This is a genomic window from Bacillus sp. SM2101, from assembly GCF_018588585.1.
Classification (GTDB): Bacteria; Bacillota; Bacilli; order Bacillales; family SM2101; genus Nanhaiella; species Nanhaiella sioensis.
On sequence record NZ_JAEUFG010000009.1, the window covers coordinates 212346 to 232873 of the forward strand.

General features: G+C 34.0%; 19 protein-coding genes. 13 read left to right on the forward strand and 6 right to left on the reverse strand.

What is annotated here, in order from left to right; translation table 11 throughout:
* Positions 1-112: 112 nt before the first annotated feature.
* Entirely contained in the window at positions 113-2023 is a 1911-nt protein-coding gene (selB, locus tag JM172_RS11220) for a selenocysteine-specific translation elongation factor (RefSeq protein WP_214482387.1), read from the forward strand.
* A gap of 119 nt (positions 2024-2142) precedes the next feature.
* On the opposite strand, the gene selD is transcribed toward selB, so the two are convergent.
* Positions 2143-3195 (reverse strand): selenide, water dikinase SelD, encoded by a 1053-nt coding sequence (gene selD / locus JM172_RS11225; protein ID WP_214482388.1) that lies wholly within the window; start codon positions 3193-3195, stop codon positions 2143-2145.
* 208 nt (positions 3196-3403) lie between these two features.
* On the opposite strand from selD, the gene JM172_RS11230 reads away from it, so the two are divergent.
* A complete protein-coding gene (locus JM172_RS11230; protein WP_410629504.1) occupies positions 3404-3613 on the forward strand; it encodes an Rdx family protein in 210 nt (69 codons plus the stop codon).
* A gap of 223 nt (positions 3614-3836) precedes the next feature.
* Here the strand turns inward: JM172_RS11230 and JM172_RS11235 are convergent, their stop codons facing one another.
* Complete coding sequence (locus tag JM172_RS11235; RefSeq protein ID WP_214482390.1) at positions 3837-4217, reverse strand: Hsp20/alpha crystallin family protein; 381 nt, start codon at positions 4215-4217, stop codon at positions 3837-3839.
* A 40-nt stretch (positions 4218-4257) separates the two neighbouring features.
* On the opposite strand from JM172_RS11235, the gene selA reads away from it, so the two are divergent.
* The gene (gene selA / locus JM172_RS11240; RefSeq protein WP_352223325.1) at positions 4258-5736 is read left to right on the forward strand and encodes an L-seryl-tRNA(Sec) selenium transferase; all 1479 of its coding nucleotides are present in this window, start codon (positions 4258-4260) and stop codon (positions 5734-5736) included.
* Positions 5737-5740: 4 nt separating this feature from the next.
* Here selA and JM172_RS11245 read toward each other — a convergent pair whose 3' ends face one another.
* Positions 5741-5884: a small acid-soluble spore protein P gene (locus tag JM172_RS11245; RefSeq protein ID WP_214482391.1), complete on the reverse strand. Its 144-nt coding sequence runs from the start codon at positions 5882-5884 to the stop codon at positions 5741-5743.
* 124 nt (positions 5885-6008) lie between these two features.
* Between JM172_RS11245 and JM172_RS11250 the strand changes: the two genes are divergently transcribed.
* Positions 6009-6269, forward strand: coding sequence for a hypothetical protein (locus tag JM172_RS11250; RefSeq protein WP_214482392.1), 261 nt, complete (start codon positions 6009-6011; stop codon positions 6267-6269).
* A 254-nt stretch (positions 6270-6523) separates the two neighbouring features.
* On the opposite strand, the gene sspO is transcribed toward JM172_RS11250, so the two are convergent.
* Complete coding sequence (sspO, locus tag JM172_RS11255) at positions 6524-6673, reverse strand: small acid-soluble spore protein O (protein WP_214482393.1); 150 nt, start codon at positions 6671-6673, stop codon at positions 6524-6526.
* A gap of 315 nt (positions 6674-6988) precedes the next feature.
* Between sspO and acnA the strand changes: the two genes are divergently transcribed.
* The 7 genes from acnA to JM172_RS11290 all read left to right on the forward strand — a co-directional run bounded on the left by acnA (position 6989) and on the right by JM172_RS11290 (position 14959).
* Positions 6989-9694 (forward strand): aconitate hydratase AcnA, encoded by a 2706-nt coding sequence (acnA, locus tag JM172_RS11260; protein WP_214482394.1) that lies wholly within the window; start codon positions 6989-6991, stop codon positions 9692-9694.
* 481 nt (positions 9695-10175) lie between these two features.
* Positions 10176-11186: an NADP-dependent oxidoreductase gene (locus JM172_RS11265; RefSeq protein WP_214482395.1), complete on the forward strand. Its 1011-nt coding sequence runs from the start codon at positions 10176-10178 to the stop codon at positions 11184-11186.
* A 785-nt stretch (positions 11187-11971) separates the two neighbouring features.
* Positions 11972-12559, forward strand: coding sequence for a TlpA family protein disulfide reductase (locus JM172_RS11270; RefSeq protein ID WP_214482396.1), 588 nt, complete (start codon positions 11972-11974; stop codon positions 12557-12559).
* Between the two features lie 361 nt (positions 12560-12920).
* The gene (locus JM172_RS11275) at positions 12921-13061 is read left to right on the forward strand and encodes an FbpB family small basic protein (RefSeq protein WP_410629344.1); all 141 of its coding nucleotides are present in this window, start codon (positions 12921-12923) and stop codon (positions 13059-13061) included.
* 84 nt (positions 13062-13145) lie between these two features.
* Positions 13146-13292 (forward strand): acid-soluble spore protein N, encoded by a 147-nt coding sequence (locus tag JM172_RS11280; protein WP_214482398.1) that lies wholly within the window; start codon positions 13146-13148, stop codon positions 13290-13292.
* A 523-nt stretch (positions 13293-13815) separates the two neighbouring features.
* Positions 13816-14046, forward strand: a complete 231-nt coding sequence (gene tlp, locus JM172_RS11285; RefSeq protein WP_214482399.1) for a small acid-soluble spore protein Tlp — start codon at positions 13816-13818, stop codon at positions 14044-14046.
* 490 nt (positions 14047-14536) lie between these two features.
* Positions 14537-14959, forward strand: a complete 423-nt coding sequence (locus JM172_RS11290) for an acyl-CoA thioesterase (protein WP_214482400.1) — start codon at positions 14537-14539, stop codon at positions 14957-14959.
* A 439-nt stretch (positions 14960-15398) separates the two neighbouring features.
* Here the strand turns inward: JM172_RS11290 and JM172_RS11295 are convergent, their stop codons facing one another.
* Complete coding sequence (locus JM172_RS11295; protein WP_214482401.1) at positions 15399-16559, reverse strand: CapA family protein; 1161 nt, start codon at positions 16557-16559, stop codon at positions 15399-15401.
* Between the two features lie 653 nt (positions 16560-17212).
* Entirely contained in the window at positions 17213-17794 is a 582-nt protein-coding gene (plsY, locus tag JM172_RS11300) for a glycerol-3-phosphate 1-O-acyltransferase PlsY (protein WP_214482402.1), read from the reverse strand.
* 164 nt (positions 17795-17958) lie between these two features.
* Between plsY and JM172_RS11305 the strand changes: the two genes are divergently transcribed.
* Complete coding sequence (locus tag JM172_RS11305) at positions 17959-19698, forward strand: glycosyl hydrolase family 18 protein (RefSeq protein ID WP_214482403.1); 1740 nt, start codon at positions 17959-17961, stop codon at positions 19696-19698.
* Between the two features lie 143 nt (positions 19699-19841).
* On the forward strand, positions 19842-20255 hold the full coding sequence (locus JM172_RS11310) for a CoA-binding protein (RefSeq protein ID WP_214482404.1): 414 nt from the start codon (positions 19842-19844) through the stop codon (positions 20253-20255).
* Positions 20256-20528 lie beyond the last annotated feature (273 nt).

Sequence of the window (20528 nt, forward strand, 5' to 3'; positions counted from 1 at the left end):
GCCAATAGCTATCTAAAAGGTGCATAGAATAGGTTTTTACTTCATCAGTTTTAAAAATCATACAAAGAGAAATTACAATGTAATATTGTGATTGAGTTGCAGGTGATGTTACATGACAGAGCAGCATTATACGATCGGCTTAGCTGGTCATATAGATCACGGAAAAACAGCTTTAACGAAAGCGTTGACAAATGTAGATACTGACAGATTGAAAGAGGAGAAGGAGCGCAAGATTACTATAGAGTTAGGTTTTGCACCTTTGCACCTTCATGAAAACATGTTGGCCTCAATCATTGATTGTCCTGGTCACGAACGGTTTATTAGGCAGATGATTTCAGGAGTGGCTGGCATAGATGTTGTTGTTATTGTAATTGCAGCCGATGAAGGTGTCATGCCACAAACGAAGGAACACCTAGAAATATTATCTTTTTTAGGAATTAAACATGGAGTTATTGCAATTTCGAAAATAGATACAGTAGATGACGAAATGCTTGAACTCGTTAAAGAAGATATTCAGTCAGAGTTACAAGGGACAGTTTTTGAATATGCTCCAGCCCTTTTAGTTGATAGTTTGTCAAACAAGGGAATAGATGAGCTTAAAGAGGTATTACTTAAACTATTACGGACTATCTCTCCACGAAATACAAGACATGCATTTCGCTTGCCAATCGACCAAGTTTTTACGTTAAAAGGTCAAGGCACAGTCGTAAGAGGAACAGTTTTTGATGGGTCTGTGCGGGAAGATGAGCAAGTAACGATACTACCTTCAAACCAAAGAGTAAATATAAGGCAAATGCAAATGCATAGCAAACCAGTAGATGAAGCTTGGGCTGGACAAAGAATAGCTATAAATGTATCGTCTTTACGTGATGAAGTGAAGCGTGGTGATGTGTTAGTTTCTTCTTCAGAATCTTATTTAGTAACTAATACGATTGATATTGCACTTTCACTTAGTAAGCATGTTAAGCACACACTAAAACAAAGGTCTCTAGTAAAATGCCACATTGGAACAGCTGAAATAATGGCGAAAATTGTCTTCTTTGATCGTAATGAGGTTAATAGTGATGAAGATCATGCGGAAATTCTCTGTCAACTCCGTTTAGCAGAGTCTACGGTTGTGACAAGAGGAGATCGTTTTATCATTCGTAGGCCTACTCCAGTAGAAACAATTGGTGGGGGATGGGTAATTGACCCTAATGGTCAGAAATACCGATTTGGCAAAGATACAGTATCTATGTTGCATAGCAAAATGAAAGGGACTCCGAAAGAACGTTTACTAGATATGATCGAACAAGCTGGTATCATTTCCATACCTGACATTAATAAGCGTAGTTCGATTGACGAACGCCTGGTAGGTGAATTGGTCTTACATCCAGAGTTTGTTGTTATTAAAAAGAACCAAGTTACTCTAAATGCTATTATCCTTAATATAATTGAAGAGATGAAATCATATTTACATACTTACCATGTTCGTTATCCATTAAGAACAGGAATCAACAAAGCGGAATTACTTCAACACTTTTCTACCAAATATCCAACACAAGTGCTTGATTTTGTACTTAATCAAACGTCTGATCAAGATATATTTATTAAGAAAGAGCAATTTATCTCAATGCGTTGCTTTACTCCTAGTTATCCTAAACAATGGTCAAAACGAATGGAGAATATGATTCAAACGATCCGAAAGGACGGAATCACAGTTCTGTCTTGGGCAGAATATGTAAAACAATCAGGATTACCCGATAGGGAAGCTGAAGAACTAAGAAATTATTTGATATCTACTGGAAAACTAGTACGTATGAGTGATAAATACTATATTCATTTTATAGCGTTACAAGAAGCTATTACAAAGCTACGCTCACATTTTCCGAAACAGTTTGAGCTTAAAGACGCTAAAGATGTTCTACAACTATCTAGGAAGTATTTAGTACCATTACTTGAACTGATTGATAAATTAAAATATACAATGAGAGAAGACTCTAACAGAGTATGGGTTCAAATAAGAAGCAGCGGTTCAGAATAGATTCCCGCTGCTTCTACATTTTGGACCTTTTGCTATAATCATTTCATGGCTTGTGAACAACTTAGTTTGTAATGGTTTAACCATTATTTCTCGTATATACGTTCAATTAAAGTAAAAACTTACTGAACGTATATAAACTGATCTTCTTTTTCTATTACACGCCCGATAATGGCTGCGTCTTCAAGACCATTATTATGTAGCTCTTCTACATACGATTTTGCTTCGTTTATAGGCATACTTATAAAGAGCCCACCCGAAGTAATGGCATCACATAATAGTAACTGTTCAGTTTCAGTGATGTTCGTACCATATGCGACAAATTGTTTTAGCCACTTATGATTGGCTTTTGAGCCTCCTGGTATTACTCCATTTTGTGCTAGCTTATGTGCACCGTCTAATAGAGGTGTTTTCGAGTAATCAATTAACATACTTACATTGCTTCCTCGTGCCATTTCACTTGCATGTCCAAGTAATCCGAATCCCGTTATATCAGTAACAGCACTTGGTGTATATTTTTGTAACAAATCAGCTGCCAACTTGTTCAACTGAGCCATGATGGCTGTAACTTGTTTTGTCTGTTCGAGTGTAGTTTTATCGCGTTTAATGCCAGTTGTTAAAACTCCTACACCGAGTGGTTTCGTAATCACTAATACGTCTCCAGCTGTAGCACCAATATTTTTCCATATTTTATTCGGATGAACAAAGCCAGTAACGGATAACCCAAATTTAGGCTCTTGATCATCAATGGAATGCCCACCAATAATTAGTGCATCTGCTTCTGCTACCTTATCAGCAGCTCCCTTTAAGATTTGTGCTAGAATTTCTGCCCCTAGTTTTTTGATTGGGAAACCGACAATGTTTAATGCTGTTTTTGGCGTAGCTCCCATCGCATATAGGTCGCTCAATGCATTCGCAGCTGCAATTTGACCAAACATATATGGATCGTCAACGATTGGAGTAAAGTAATCTAAAGTTTGTACTAATGCTAGTTCATCAGTTACTTTGTAGGCTCCTGCATCATCGGATGTTTCATGTCCGACCAGAAGGTTTGGATTATTCTTTTGTTCAGGTAAATAGCGCAAAACTTGCGCTAGGTCTTGTGGACCAATTTTACAGCCTCAACCAGCTTTTGTTGATAACGCAGTTAAACGGATTTTTTCATGTTCACTCATCATCTTCACCTCCGTTAATAAAAGTATAGACTGACAATAAAAAAAAACCAATAGTTTAAGTAACTTTACGATATAATAATGGATGTACTACAATAAAAGTGGTTGCAAAATATTTGCTATCCCATGTTACTTAGGCATATGCTGAAATAATTAATTTAGTACTGGAGGAATAGTTGTGAAAAATTACAAAGTATCCGTAGAATTTTGTATGCAGTGAAACTATGCACCTAGAGCTGCGAGTTTCGCAGAGAAGTTGTTTTCTCATTTTTATTCTAAAATAACAAGTCTTGAGCTTATTCCAAGTTCAGGTGGTGCTTTCGAAGTTTCAGTTAATGGTGAGAAGATTTATTCAAAACTTGAAACTGGTGAACATCCGGATCCCAATGAAATTATAAATATGATTGAGCAAAAAGAATAAATGGAATAAGATGTGAACATGTTCAAAATAACATAAACATTGGTGTATGATGTGGAGACTTTATTTCACCTGACCGAGGTTGCAAAATAGCCCATTTATCTCGGTAGCGGTACACTTATAAAGCAATCAGAGCAATTTAAAAAGCATCTGTTCACAGCTTGTGACTGATGCTTATTTTTGCGGTCAAATTTTCTACGAAATACTGTAGAAGATGAATAGGATATTACTGTATGTTAATATGTTGTGTTTGAACATTTGTTTTAGCTTCTTTACTAATATAAATTTCTAAAATGTCATTATGAAACAGTGCTTTCATTTCTTTCGATTCAATAGAAAATGGAAGAGTCACGTTTCTTTCAACTACCTCTTGCTCATCTTTGTTAACGATAATTGAAACCTCATTATTGTGTCTAGTTATATTAATATGCTGTTTGTTCACATTTGGTAATTCTGCTTCCACTATATATTCATGTTCAGTCTCAAATAAATCAACTCTAAATTGTTGCTCGTCAATTATTTGATAGAAAGAGTCATGAAAAAATTGCTCCATCCAATCTTCAATACACTGGATTTGCATCGCTTTAGGATATTTGTTATTAACCATTTGAATTATCCTCCAGAAATATACTATTGGATATGATATGATGATTGAACGAAAAAGGTGTCAACAATTAAAATGGTTAAAAATAATTGATAAAAAATGGACTGGGGAAGATTTCATGAGAATTGATTTATTAAGACAAATACCACCAATACATATATTGCAAAAAAACAATCAATTTTTTACTATGTTATTAGAGTTTAATATAGACGAGCCAACGTTGACTCAAGTTATTCAAACCGAAGTGAATCAATTGAGAGAACAGCTTTTATCTAATGAATATATCATTCAATTTCATGGGCAGGCCTCCATGATTGATCATATATTTTCTAAAGTTAAAGCTAAACTACAGTCAATGTCTGAATATCATTTACAAAAGGTAGTTAATGCTACGGGAGTAATCCTACATACAAACTTAGGGAGAGCCCGCTTAAGTGATTCAGCTGTAAAGAGAGTAGCAGAAATTGCATCAAACTATTCCAATTTAGAATTTGACCTTGATTCGGGCACCAGGGGTTCTCGGCATGACATCATTGAGAACATTATTAGTAAAGTGACAGGTGCTGAGGCTGCGATGGTTGTCAATAATAATGCCGCTGCTGTATTTTTAGTATTAAGAGCATTAGCAAAGGATCGAGAGGTCATTGTGTCCAGAGGGCAGCTTGTAGAGATCGGGGGTTCATTTCGAATCTCAGCTATTATGGAGGAGAGTGGAGTATCCCTTAAGGAAGTTGGGACGACAAACAAAACTCATCTACACGATTATGAAGAAGTAATTAATGAGCAAACTGCGATGATCATGAAGGTGCATACGAGTAACTTTAAAACGATTGGATTTACTAAAACAGTACCTACACAAAATCTTGTACAGCTTAAAGAAAAGCATCAAGACATGATATTTTATGAAGATCTAGGTAGTGGGAGTTTATTCGATTTTCAGAAAAATGACATTGGGAATGAGCCTGTAGTAAGAGACATCCTTAAACAAGGAGTTGACTTAGTATCTTTTAGTGGTGATAAATTATTAGGGGGTCCTCAAGCAGGAATAATTGTTGGGAAAAAGCCTCTTATTGATCTGTTAAAAAAACATCAGCTTGCACGAGTCTTAAGAGTTGATAAAATGACTTTTGCAGCACTTGAAGATACACTTTTATCATACTTGAAAGGTAATATACTTGAGATCCCAACATTGCGAGATATATTGGAAACGACCGAAGCGATTAAACAACGTTCTGAGCATTTTATAGAATCGGTTAACACCAAAACAAATGATTATAAGTTCGCTTTATTAAAAGATGAATCCGAAATTGGCGGAGGAACAATGCCAGGAGTTACTCTCCCCACATATGTTGTAACAGTAGAGCACCATAGCAAATCGTCTCAACAGCTATCACAACAGTTAAGAAGGAGCACACCGAGCATTGTTACTAGAATTAATAAAGGTAAGGTCGTACTAGATTTTAGAACTGTGACTGTAGAAGAGGCAAATGTAATAGTTGATATATTACATAGGATTTCATGATTTTTTACATATCATGTCCTTTATTATGCTTCTGTCTCGTATGGTTATGATTTTTTACTTTTTTCGATCCGTCTAATGGCTCAGGCTGACCAGGGTTTTCACCATCAGGAGCATTTTTACGAATTCCTTTAGTATTATTTTCATCCATGGATAAATCTCCTCCTTCTTTTTTAGGATGACAGTATAGTTTTTTTTTATTCAATGAATAGATATGAAAAGCTTTGTCTATACTAGCTAAGAAAGTTCCATCTATTTGAAGGAGTTGACATTAAGTGCCTTATCAAAAAAATAAACAGCAAGCTTTTCAAGCTGCACAACAAGGTACAGAGGAAGTTAGGGACGTATACAATAATATCGTAGAGAATCGTGCGGATTATGGATCTGAATTAAAACATTTATCTAATGAAATAAATGAAGCTTACGAACAAATAAATAATGCACTTGAAGTTGCCTCTGAAAACCAAAAGCCGAAACTAGAGCAATTTCAGCAAGATTTACACACGATTGTAAATGAAATCAATAATACACCTTAAACCTGCCTGAGCAGGTTTTTTTGTCTTCATCATGTTAATTTCGTGTTTCTTGAAATTTTCTAGATTCAATTGATGTGAGTTGAACTTATTTAATGTAATAATGAAATAACCATTTCACAAGAGAAGCGGTGTATTCTTGCGAAATGGCACTTGTCCTTGAAACTTTGTTCAGAATATTTTTATGATGTAATGTTATATAAAACAAGGTTCGTGCATTAATCATGATCAAAATTTACGAAAAGGTTTGGTATCTTTTATTGATTTTTCTTTCTCTTCTTATTGTTTGCTCTTTGCTCAGCAGTCAATGGCTCATTTTGCATTTCTTCATTATAACCCGCACCCATTCCTTGTGATTTTGCATCATTCATACCAGGGATGACATGGTTTGCTTTACGTTTGCCCATTTCTTCACCTCCATCATCTTTATAATTACAATTTTTGTTGATAAATTGCATACACTACTATTTTTTATTTGCAAGGGAAAAAATATGTATAATAAGGGAAACTTATCATTTTCAATAACATTATTGATATTTACTTATAATCTTCCTTGTATTAAGATGGATGAGAAGTAATTTAGAATTGGGAGAAAAAATGATATTTTTCGATAATACTCTCAACTAATTATTGAACATATTAATAATATGTTCAAATTAATGTGCGCTCAGAATGTTTTTTGAGACTACATTCTTAAAATTTCGACACAGGGGGAAGGACAAATGACAAAGCAAGACGTTTTTCAAGCACGTTCTTCATTTGAGGTTAATGGAAAAAAGTATAATTATTTTCAATTAAGTTCTTTACAAAAATTAGGTAACATTACTCGCCTACCATATTCTATTAAAGTTTTGTTGGAATCAGTTTTACGTCAAGTTGACGGTCGAGTAATTACAAAAGATCATGTGGAAAATTTAGCTAAATGGGGTACTAAGGATATAAAAGCCATAGATGTACCTTTTAAGCCATCACGTGTTATTTTACAGGATTTCACAGGAGTACCAGCTGTCGTTGATTTAGCGTCACTGCGTAAAGCTATGGCAGATATGGGTGGAGATCCAGATAAAATTAACCCTGAAATTCCAGTAGATTTAGTAATTGATCACTCTGTACAGGTTGATAAAGCAGGTAGTGCAGATGCGTTAAACTTTAACATGGACTTAGAATTTGAGCGAAATGCAGAGCGTTATAAATTTTTAAGCTGGGCTCAAAAATCTTTTGATAATTATCGTGCTGTACCACCAGCTACTGGTATCGTTCACCAAGTAAATTTAGAGTATTTAGCAAATGTTGTTCAAGCGGTTGAAGAGGAGAATGGGGAATTTATAGCTTATCCTGATTCACTTGTAGGTACGGATTCACATACGACAATGATCAATGGTATAGGAGTTCTAGGCTGGGGTGTTGGTGGTATAGAAGCAGAGGCAGGTATGCTAGGACAACCATCTTATTTTCCAGTTCCAGAAGTCATTGGTGTGAAGCTAACAGGAGCTTTACCGAATGGCACTACAGCGACTGATTTAGCATTAAAAGTAACTCAAGTACTTCGTGCTAAAGGAGTTGTAGGAAAATTTGTTGAGTTTTATGGACCAGGTGTTGCTGAATTACCACTTGCAGATCGTGCGACAATTTCTAATATGGCTCCAGAATACGGGGCAACTTGTGGTTTCTTCCCAGTTGATGAGGAAGCGCTTGAATATATGCGTTTAACAGGACGTTCAGAAGAACAAGTGAAAGTTGTTGAAGCTTACTGTAAAGCTAATGGTATGTTCTTTACAGCTGATGCAGAAGATCCTATCTTTACTGATGTGGTTGAGATAAACTTATCAGCAATAGAAGCAAACCTATCAGGACCAAAACGTCCACAAGATTTAATACCACTTACTAAAATGAAGGAAGCATTTAATACAGCTTTAACAGCAGAAGCTGGCAACCAAGGATTTGGGTTAGATAAAGCTGAATTTGATAAAAAAGTAGCTGTCAAATTAGCTAACGGTAATGAGACAACGATGGAAACTGGTGCGATTGCGATTGCTGCTATCACATCTTGTACGAATACTTCAAATCCATATGTTTTAGTGGGAGCTGGATTAGTAGCGAAAAAAGCAGTTGAAAAGGGCTTGCAAGTTCCTGAATATGTAAAAACATCATTAGCTCCTGGCTCTAAAGTTGTTACTGGATACCTTAAAGATGCTGGTTTACTCCCATACTTAGAGCAACTTGGTTTTAACGTAGTAGGTTATGGTTGTACAACATGTATCGGTAACTCAGGTCCATTGGCAGAGGAAATTGAAGAAGCAGTTGCGAAAAATGATTTATTAGTTACTTCAGTACTTTCTGGTAATCGAAATTTTGAAGGCCGTATTCATCCTTTAGTCAAAGGAAATTACTTAGCATCACCTCCATTAGTTGTTGCTTACGCTCTTGCAGGTACTGTTGATATTGAATTGCAAAAAGATGTAATTGGAAAAGATAAAGACGGTAACGACGTTTACATGAACGAAATTTGGCCAACTATGGAAGAAGTAAAAGAAGTTGTTAATCAAACTGTTACACCAGAATTGTTTAGAAAAGAATACGAACAAGTATTTGATGACAATGAGCGTTGGAATGAAATAGAGACTTCTGAAGAAGCATTGTATAGTTGGGATGAAGATTCTACTTATATTCAAAATCCACCGTTCTTTGAAGGGTTGTCAAAAGAGCCAGGTACAGTACAAGACTTAAAAGGCTTACGTGTAGTTGCTAAATTTGGAGACTCTGTCACAACAGACCATATTTCACCTGCAGGGTCAATTGGTAAAGATACTCCTGCTGGTAAATATCTACAAGAACAAGGTGTAACGCCACGAGACTTTAACTCTTACGGTTCTCGACGTGGAAATGACCGAGTGATGACAAGAGGTACATTTGCTAATATTAGAATACGTAACCAAATCGCTCCAGGTACAGAAGGCGGTTGGACAACTCATTGGCCAACTGGCGAGATCATGTCAATATATGAAGCATGTATGAAGTATAAGGAAGATGATACAGGACTTGTTGTATTAGCTGGCAATGACTATGGAATGGGAAGTTCACGTGACTGGGCTGCAAAAGGAACGAACCTTCTAGGAATCAAAACTGTTATTGCTGAAAGCTTTGAACGTATTCATCGTAGTAACCTTGTTCTTATGGGTGTTCTACCACTACAGTTTAAACAAGGTGAAAGTGCTGAAAGCTTAGGGTTAACAGGGAAAGAAACAATCGAAGTTGCTATCGATGAATCTGTAAGCCCACGAGACCATGTAAAAGTGACAGCTACTGATGAAGCGGGTAATCAAAAAGAATTCGAAGTACTTGTGAGATTTGATAGTGAAGTTGAAATTGACTACTATCGCCACGGTGGTATTTTACAAATGGTTCTTCGTGACAAATTACACGGATAATTTAGAATATATTAAGTAAGTTAAAAAGGGTCTGACTAATTCTATATAATGTGAAAGGGAGTATACCAACATTTTTGCATAATATAGTATAAAGGTCTGGCCCTTTTTCTTTATATAGCTGTTTATGATACAGTACTTAAACTCTTAACAGCTTTTTAGCTTAAAAGGAAGGACATCAAAATGACCTTATTGTAGGAGTATCAATTATAATTAATATAATGACAACCCTGTTAAAAGTATCTAGCAATAGGTAAAAATCGTATATAAATCAATTAGTTTGAATAGTAGAAGAAAAAGGGACAACTACCTGTTTGTTTATCAACACACTTGGTCAGATAATATAGTCTAACTGCCAAATTTATTACGTTCAATATTTTTATTGTTATGATGAAATCAACTTCTTTTTTGTTTAGAACAGTTTAGTATATAATCTAACGGTGTAGGGTAGTTTGTAGTATAGAAAGAGAAAGGAGATTCAAATATGCGTAGTGAAGAAATTCAACTAGCTTCAAGGCCGCAAGGTGTTCCAAACAATGATAACTTTAATTTTGTAGAAATTAATTTACCCGCTCTCAATTCTGGGGAAGTTCTTTTAAAAACTTTATACTTATCTGTAGATCCATATATGAGAGGAAGAATGAGGGAAGGGAAGTCTTATGCTGCCCCATATGAACTTCATCAACCAATCGTCGGTGGTGTTATTAGTGAAGTAATGGAATCAAAGTCAGAGAAATTGATAAAAGGGGATATCGTTGTAGGTTTTCAGAAATGGGCTAGAAATCAAGTTGTCCATGAATCAGAGCTCCAGAAAATTGATCCATCCCTTGCACCAATTTCGACTGCGTTAGGAATTCTCGGTATGACTGGCTTAACCGCATATTTTGGTTTACTGGATATTGGTGAACCGAAAGAAGGGGAGACTGTTGTTGTATCGGGGGCTGCAGGGGCTGTTGGAATGATCGTTGGGCAGATTGCGAAGATCAAAGGCGCTCGTACAGTTGGGATAGCAGGTTCTCAAGATAAAATCGACTACCTAGTAAATGAACTTAAATTTGATGAAGCTATAAACTATAAGAGTGAACATTTCAAAGATGAATTAGCAAGCGCATGTGCTAATGGGGTAGATGTCTACTTTGAAAATGTTGGAGGAAATGTGTCTGATGAAGTATTTAAACATTTAAATGTACATTCACGCATCCCAGTGTGTGGAGCGATTTCTGCATATAATTTGCAAGAAGACATTGGACCTCGCATTCAAACTACTTTAATTAAAAACCGCACCTTAATGAAAGGGTTTCTAGTAGGTGATTATGCACATCGTGCAAGCGAAGGGGTTCTACAATTAGCACAATGGTTAAAAGAAGGAAAATTAACATATGAAGAAACGATTATCGAAGGGTTTGAGAATACACCTGAAGCATTTATTGGCTTATTTAAAGGTACAAACTTAGGCAAATTATTAGTGAAAGTTGCTGAGCCGTCAAATCATTAACATTAGAATTACTTACAATAAAAGCGTTGATTTTTGACGCTTTTTTGTAAGGTTATTTTTACAGTTTACACATATATTGTTTTTTAATAATAAGATCTAAGCACGTTTATAACATAATAAAAATTCTATAATATAGATTAGTAACTAAATGTAAGTGGAAAAAGCAATAATGCTTACGCAAAGAGCCTTGTTAAAGACTATTTCGGTATTGATAGCTGTCTTTAGTATCGTTAACGTTCGGGCACCTTTTCTTCACTAAAGACTATAAAAGTACTATAATATAGATCAGTGACTCTATGTAAGGAAAATAAGCAACAAAGTGTAAGAAAAGAGCCTTAGTTAACGACAATATCCACATTGATAATTGCTTTTCGTAATAAGATTTAAACACAAATATCATTAACGTTCGAGGCATCTTTCCTTCACTAAAGACTATAAAATCTCTATAATATACATCGGTGAGTTATAGTAAGAAAAATTGCAACAAAGTGTAAGCAAAGAGGCTTAGTTAACGGCAATGTCCACATTTATAATTGCTTTTCGTAATAAGATTTAATTTAAACACAAATATCATTAACGTTCGAGGCACCTTTTCTTCACTAAAGACTATAAAAGCTCTATAATATACATCAGTGACTCTATGTAAGGAAAAAAGCAACTAAGTGTGTGAATAGAGCTTGTCATAAAATGTTTATAAAGAGAAATATTATTATTACATATAAACAATTATAATAAACAATATAACGTTACATGATTTTTCACCATGGTATTTAAGGAGCGTTGGAATGAAAAAAATAATAGCTGGGATCTTAATAATCGGTTTTATTGGAGTAAGTATTTGGCAAGTAGTATCTGCTGGGAAAGATGGTAGCATTGAAGAAGTTGCCAAACATGTTGGAAATGGTACTGATATCGTTGATGTTGATGAAAAAACTAGTAACGCAGAAGCTGCTGTTGAAGGTATTGCAGTAGGAAATAAGGCTCCTGATTTTGAATTACCTACATTAACTGGAGAATCAATTAAGCTCTCTGATCTACAGGGAAAAAAAGTAATAGTGAACTATTGGGCAACTTGGTGTCCACCATGTAAAGAAGAGATACCTGATTTTCAGTTATTTCATGAAAAATACGGCTCTGATGTTGTGATCTTAGCGGTAAATGTTGATCCAGAATATGATGTTGAGAGTTTTGTGAATGAATATGAAATGACTTTTCCTGTTCTGTTAGATGAAGATGATCAGGCAAATAGGATTTTTCAAGTATTATCAATCCCTACTACGTATTTTATTGATAGTAATGGGATAATTAGAAATAAGTTTGTGGGTCAACTGTCTTATGAAAAGATGGAAAAGTTTGTTGATGATATGAATTAGAAACGATGTTTTGCTAATTCATAAAGAAAATAAACGTTTGTAGGATGTATGCTACAAAATGTAAGGCTTTTTTTATAAACTTTGTTGTTATATATAATGGTAAAAGGACATTATGGAGTTTTAAGAGAGCTCAATATTTGCAATAGTAGCAAAGATGTCACTATTGTTAATCGACTTAGTATTAATATTTTTGAATGAACAACAATCTTTGCAAAAAAAGCCAAATGTGAAAAGTGAGGAAAAGAAACTTATCAAAGATAGTTTCTTTTTTTGTGTTTGTATAATAATGATTTTTCGAAAAGTTGTAATAATTTATACGTTTATTGGGTAATACTAACGTTAAAATAATATATAAAGGATGGTGAGAAAATTGCGAAAAATTAAAAAAGTTACTTTTGAGGAATTGGTACGAGAAAATAAAAAAGAATTATTAAAAGATCAAGAGGCACTAGAGAGAATTGAATTAAAGCTTGAACAGAAAATGATCAGAAAAATCCAATAGTTTTACAGATGAAAACATTTGCTCCTTTCATACATGAATAAGGTCAACTTGACCATAATAAATGATGAAAAGGGGGGGTTATACATGGCAAAACAGTTTAATGATAAACGTAGTCATTATACACCAAATCATATCGGAACTCAGCCTAGAGGCTTCGGTGGTAATAAAGGGAAAAAAATGCAAGATCAATCTGGTGACAAACCAGATGTCATTCAAACAAAAGGTGAATGAAGTTATTAAATATTGTGCTTTAGAGCCCTTAGTAATTAGTTAATTATAAGAAGGTTCAATATTTGTATGTATTCTCCTATAGCAAAAGTTGTCATAGTCATAAATAAGTTAGAGGCATGAAATCGCTTCTAGCTTTTTTTACTAGAATTTATTTATTAACCTTTACCATATCGAGGGTATTTTGTTAGTTCATTATCAATATAAAGTTGAAAAAGTGCCACTTTGTTAAAGTGTAGGTGTATTACTTTTAAACATTAACAATATTGAAAAAAGCCTATGAATTAACTTGAAACTTACATCTAAACATTGCTGTCCGTTAAAGAGTAATACATGAATATACTAAACGTTCGGTGCATCTTTTCTTCTCTAGACGCTAGAAAAACATACCATACACATCAGTCATTCATATGTAATTAACAAAAGCAATTTCATTGATTTTTTTAACGGACTTCTAATCATAATTTCAAGAGGTTTGAAACACACTAGTGATGTACAATATACAATTTGTATTGGAGGGTTAGTATTGACTAATAGACCAAAGCCTGATGATCGTAGTGATAATGTAGAAAAGTTACAAGATATGGTGCAAAATACGATTGAAAATATTGAGGAAGCACATGATACGATGGAATTTGCTAGTGATGAAGAACGAGAGCAAATCGAGGCAAAAAATCAACGTAGAGAAGAAAGCATTGCAGCGATGAGAGAAGAAATTAAAGATGAAGCTCAAGACCGTGAAAACGGTTATAAGTAATATTCTCCCCAAAGGCCAACCTAGAAGACTTTAAAGCTACAATTAAGTCACATTTAAGACATGATTTCGGGAATAACCGGGCTCATGTCTTTTATTGTTTAATGAGGTTGTTGTGAAAATAGTGATTCTGTAACTGTTGTTTGAACATACTTTTTCTAAAAATAAATATAGACATTTTTACAGAGACTCAACTTTATTCATGCTTATTTCACATATATGGTGTAGTGTTTTTATAAGTACGATATTTTACTTGCTCTTCTCTTCATGTAAAATAACAATGGGCTGTTCTCTTATTGATTATTGCAATTTGTTCTAAAATTTAAACACGCATTCTTGTAGCGTTGGTGGCATTTTCTACTTTTAAAATTTTTAAGTACTCATAAAACTCATCATATTGCTATTTCAAGTAAAGTAGTAACATAAGTTTACGAAAAGAGCCTAACAATTAAAATTATAAAAATAGCATTATAATTCATAGGGGGAATTAAGGTTGTTAAAATCAAAGAAAAAAATAGAAGTTCGTTATGCTGAGACAGATCAAATGGGGGTTGTTAATCATGCAAATTATTTAACATGGATGGAAGTAGGCAGAACAAAGTATATTCAAGATTTAGGATTTTCCTATGCAGCAATGGAGGATGATGGAATTTTGTGTCCAGTTCTTGAAGCACATGTTTCGTATAAAAAGCCAATACGTTATGGAGAAATTGCAGAAATTACAACTTGGGTTGAAGAATATGATGGGTTGAGAGTTGTGTATGGCTACGAAATTACCAATTCCGAAAGCCAGTTAGCTGTATGTGGCACGACGAAGCATGTGTGTGTAAAAAAAGATTCTTTCCGCCCAATCAGTATAGCTAAATATTTTCCTGAATGGCATGAAGCATATGAAAAGGTAAAAAATCAACGATAATTATATTTTATGTCGGAATGGATTAGAGAAATATTAGTTAATTGACAAAGCTTTTACAATAACATGAAGAAAAGGCATCCCATAGCCACCACATATACTATTGAGACAGCCGTTACGTCTGAAAGAAAATTTCAAGTTTTTTTACTTTCAGATCGTCTTTTTTATTAAGCTGTTTTCGTAATGGTTGTTGCTTCTCGTTCTAAACAAAAGCGTCTTTTTATATAATGTCTAGCTTCAAATATTTCCTTAGAAGGGAGGTGAGATCCAGCCTCACCTTCCGATACGGCTACCTTGCAAGCATTCAACAATAGTTTCGTGGCATCTTTTCTATAATATGATGATAAGTATCCATTGATAAGTATCCAAAAATTCTTTTTACTATCGTAATGTTGTATAAATACAAATACAAAAGAGCCTATTATTACTATGAAATATTATGCTAAGGTTGTTCATCTAGCCATTGATACATATGTTCCATTGTATCATTATACATTTGCTCATATAGATGGTCATTGTTGGAACTAATCAGTTCACTTAAAATATGTGTTTCGAAATTACTTTGATATTGATTCGATACATATGTAGGAGTAAATGTTGGATTGTCTAAGTGTATTTCATTTACATTACCTGAAAAACTTTTCGTTACAGTTATTTCAAATAATCCTCCTATATCTTTATAGTCATTATATTGTCCTGACAGAAAGTTACCTAGAGAATAAACGACTATACTCTTAGAGCTATCATCTCTTTCAATCCACTCGATTGGCTGTAGTACATGTGGATGATGACCTATAATAATGTCTGCCCCTTCATTTGCTAGTAAATGAGCAAGTTCTTGCTGTTGAAAAGACGGGAACCGTTCATATTCATTTCCCCAATGCATACTTACAACGATGACATCTACATCCGCCCTCAATTTTTTAATATCCTCTTTAATCTTTGTAACATTTATTACATTAACCAAGTATTCCTTTCCTTTAGGTATAGGTAAGCCATTCGTTCCATATGTATAGGCAAGAAAACCTACTGATATCTTATTATTTACAAGTATACGTGGTTGTTCTTTATCTTGATTACTACGATATCCCCCAACATAAGCCATATTGATTTTATCATAGTAAGCAGTAGCATTTAATACGGCACGTTCTCCACGATCTAGCGTATGGTTATTTGCAATAGAAACAATATCAACGCCAGCAGCCTTTATAGTATCAGCTATGTTATAAGGGCTATTAAATCGTGGGTAAGTAGAAATTCCTAACTCTTTACCACCAATCATGGATTCTTGATTTGCAAATGTAATATCTGGTTTTGTTAGTAGGGGAAATACATTGGACATCATAGGTGTAAAATCATAACCATCCGATGTTTTAGCATCGTTATATACTGTACTATGCAATAATATATCACCTACTGCTCCTATCGTTAAGCTAGTCGTAAAGTCTTTTTGGGACAAGTGATGAGTTTTATTATGATGAGTATTAACAACTACCTGAACGCTTTGAGTATTAATAGATGTTAACAAAAACCAACTAAAAATGGATATACAAACTGTTACAGTTGTTCCTAATGAAACGAACAAAATTTTCCGATACATCATATGTTTACCTCTATTTCTTTGTTTACATAAATTATAACAATTATTATAAAATCAGGTAATAAAAATGCAATATATAATTAGGAATATGTTTAATTAGCAAAAAAATTATAAAGTATATTTTAAGGGGGAATTCCCCCTCATTACATACCTATAAATAAAACCAAAGATAAAATACTCCTAAAAGAATAAAGAAAAATGTTAGCACACCTTCTCCCTCCATTTTTGTTCAAAGAAAAAGCTTAAATCAGTATCTGCTAAATATATAACCTACTAATTTAAATTCAGTACGGTTGGTAAAATAAATTTTCATATCGCTGGTGATGGGTTAGTTTATGTAATTTGAAAAAATTAAGTATGTTCTATTGTCCTAAATTATTAAAAATTGTTTTATTTTACGTCGCTTTTTTCCACAAAAAAAAGGAACTTCACATAGAAATTCCTTATAAATGGTAATATGTTGTTGTGAAACAATGATTGTTGCTTTACGTTCTAAAATTTAAGCACGTATACATCTATAGCTCGTGACATCCTTTATATTTTACAATTATTGAGTTCACATTATACTCATCATGCTTTGATTTTGTAGTGAAAAACAACAATGTTTACGAAAAGAGCTTTGAGAAAAAATGTTATGTATGATTGGACTTAAAGCGTTACCATAATTTTGCTTTTGGTTCTGTTTTATTAATTAGTCGCGATATATTAGCTCTATGGCGATAAATAATAAATATTGTTAAAACACTAACTACGATAATTAACGGAACATCTTTTGTATAAAAGCTATAAAAGACTGTTAAAACACCTGCAAGCATAGAGGAGAGTGAAACATATCTTGTCATAATCAAAAGAAGAAAGAATACGATTACAGCGAACAAGAAAGTCAACGGCTGATAACCTAGCAGAACACCTCCCGATGTCGCTACTGCTTTACCACCTTTAAACTTTGCAAATACTGGAAACATATGACCGACTGATGCGAATAATCCGATTAATAGTGGGTGAATATCAACTTCAATGAGAAAAGGCAGTAGTGCAGCTAACGTTCCTTTTAAAATATCACCCAGAGTTACGATTATCCCAGCTTTTTTCCCCAATACACGAAAGGTGTTAGTACCCCCTAAATTTCCACTCCCATGTTCACGTATGTCTATATTATACCCTATTTTTCCAACTATAAGCCCAAATGGGATGGAACCTAATAGATATGCAATTACAATAATCATTACTTCTGACATTTATGAATCTCCTTTGATAACAACGTTTCTATTTCTTTCATTTTACCACTTCTATCTAAAAACACCATACAATTTCATGAACATAAAAAAAATTATAAGAAAGGAAGAATTTATTCTTTTCAATTTGTGATTTATTGCGTAATATGTCGATAGGAGGGGATTTTATGTCAAGGCTTGAAACCTATAAAGAGAAAAAAACTAAAACACCCTATATTGTAATGGGATTAAGTATATCTTTAATTATGATAGTATCTAGTATTTTATTATATATTTATTTATTACCTTCAACAGAAAGTGTTGAATACTTTCAGGCGGAAAATGACATTATTTTTGAAGGCGAGATGATGTCTACTGCGTATGTTGTTGATGACGCAATTTATTTCCCATTTTCATTTATTCAAGAAGAAATAGATTCTTCTATTGTTTTTGATGAAAACTCGAACTCTATTATTATTACTACGAGTAATAAAGTTTTACAGCTTCCTTCAGAGTCGTTAACTTATTTTATAAATGAAGAACCATTTAAGTTAGAGGTACCTGCTTTAGTTACAGAAGCAGGTGATCGTTATATTAATATTGATCAAATATTACAAATATATCCAATAGAAGTGAAACTGAATGATGAAACATCCGCTATTATTGTTCAAAAACACGGTCAAACATTGTTAACAGGTGTTGTAAAAGATAAATTAAATGAGCATGAATCAAGATTGAGGGTAGAGCCATCTCTTAAGTCAAAATACGTTGCGGAGTTAGATGGAAATGAATCTATTGTTATTGAAAAAGATGATCATAGTGAATATTACTTCATCAGAAAGGAAAACGGGATTGCAGGGTATATTAAAAAGAATTCGATAAGTTTAAACAAACCGACGACGGTTAATTTATCGAGAGATTTGCGTGCAGAACAAAGAATGTTAATAGATGGGCCTATAAATTTAACTTGGGAAGCTGTGTACTCTAAAAATCCTGATACATCAACAATGCCACAGATGGACGGTTTAAATGTAGTTTCTCCCACTTGGTTTTCGCTGAAAAATAATGAGGGAGATGTTACAAATTTGGGATCTACGGCATATTCCGAATGGGCTAAACAACGTAATTATCAAGTATGGGCTGTATTTTCTAACGATTTTGACCCTGAAAAAACCCATGAAGCATTTAAAGATTTTGATACAAGACAAAAAATTATTCGCCAAATACTTCAATACAGTCAAATGTATGAGCTAGATGGCATCAACATTGACATTGAAAATGTTAATTTGGAAGATGGACCACTCGTCACACAATTTGTAAGAGAAGCAACACCTTACTTGCATGAAGCAGGGCTAGTAGTAAGCATGGATGTTACTTTTATATCTGAAAGTGAGAATTGGTCTAAGTTTTATGAAAGAGAAAAGCTAGCCGATGTTGTCGATTATATGATGGTTATGGCGTATGATGAACACTGGGCATCGTCACCTATTGCAGGTAGTGTAGCAAGTTTTCCTTGGGTGGAAAATAATCTAGAAAGAATACTAGAAGTGATTCCTAACGACAGATTAATTTTAGGTGTCCCACTATATACACGAATATGGGAAGAGAAAGAGAATGATAATGGTGAAATAGAAGTATCTTCAAAGGCGCATTCTATTGAATTTGTCCTTGAGTGGATGAATGAACGTAATTTAGAACCAGCATATGACGAAAAATCTGGACAATACTACGTCGAATATATGGATGAAAAAGAACAAGCAATGTATAAAATTTGGATTGAAAATGACTATTCATTACAAAAGAGAGCTCAAATTGTACATTCGTATCAGCTGGCAGGTATAGCTACTTGGGCTAGAACGTTTGGTAATGAAGGTGCTTGGACTGCCCTTTCTGACTCGTTAAAACATATCCAAGTCACGCAAAAGTAAGAGGTGTAACATTGGTTTGTACTTTGTATGTAAATAGATAAGATTGGATAGTGATTTGTTTTAAAATACGTAAGCATTTCTATTTCTGAGCTTAAGGTGATAGTGATACAATAAGTATATAACTAATACATGGAGATGATTAGATGGCAATTGAAATTCCAAATCGAGAAGAATTGGGAGAAATCTTAAAAAAAAGTAAACGGGTTGCGGTTGTTGGTCTCTCTGCCAATCCAGAAAAAACATCCTACAAAGTTAGTAAAGTTATGCAGGATGCAGGATATGAAATCATCCCAGTCAATCCAACTGTTAATGAAGTATTAGGTGTCAAAGCAGTGAAATCTCTTCAAGAGATTGAAGGTCATGTAGATATCGTTAATGTATTTCGTCGGTCAGAGAAACTTTATGACGTTGCAAAGGAATTTGTAGAAATAGATGCTGATGTTTTTTGGGCTCAATTAGGACTTATTAATGAAGAAGCATATCATTTTTTAAATGATAAAGGATACACTGTTGTTATGGATAGGTGTATTAAAGTTGAATATGTTGCTACAAAGTAAGTTTGAACTCATTCTTCAATGACTGCTTTATTTTGCATAATTATTGTACAAATGCGACACACTATAAAAACAACATGGTTGAATAATTGTTACTTTGTCATCCATGTCGCACAATAAGTAAATGTTCACAAATTTTCCTCCCTCTTGGAGTACTCATGAAAATTGAGTACTCTTTTTTCTAGTGTGCCAGGCATGGCAACTATCTAGGTGGTGAAAGTCCACTGTGGGGGTACACATCGACCAACCACTAAGGAAGCGCAAGGTACTTACCGT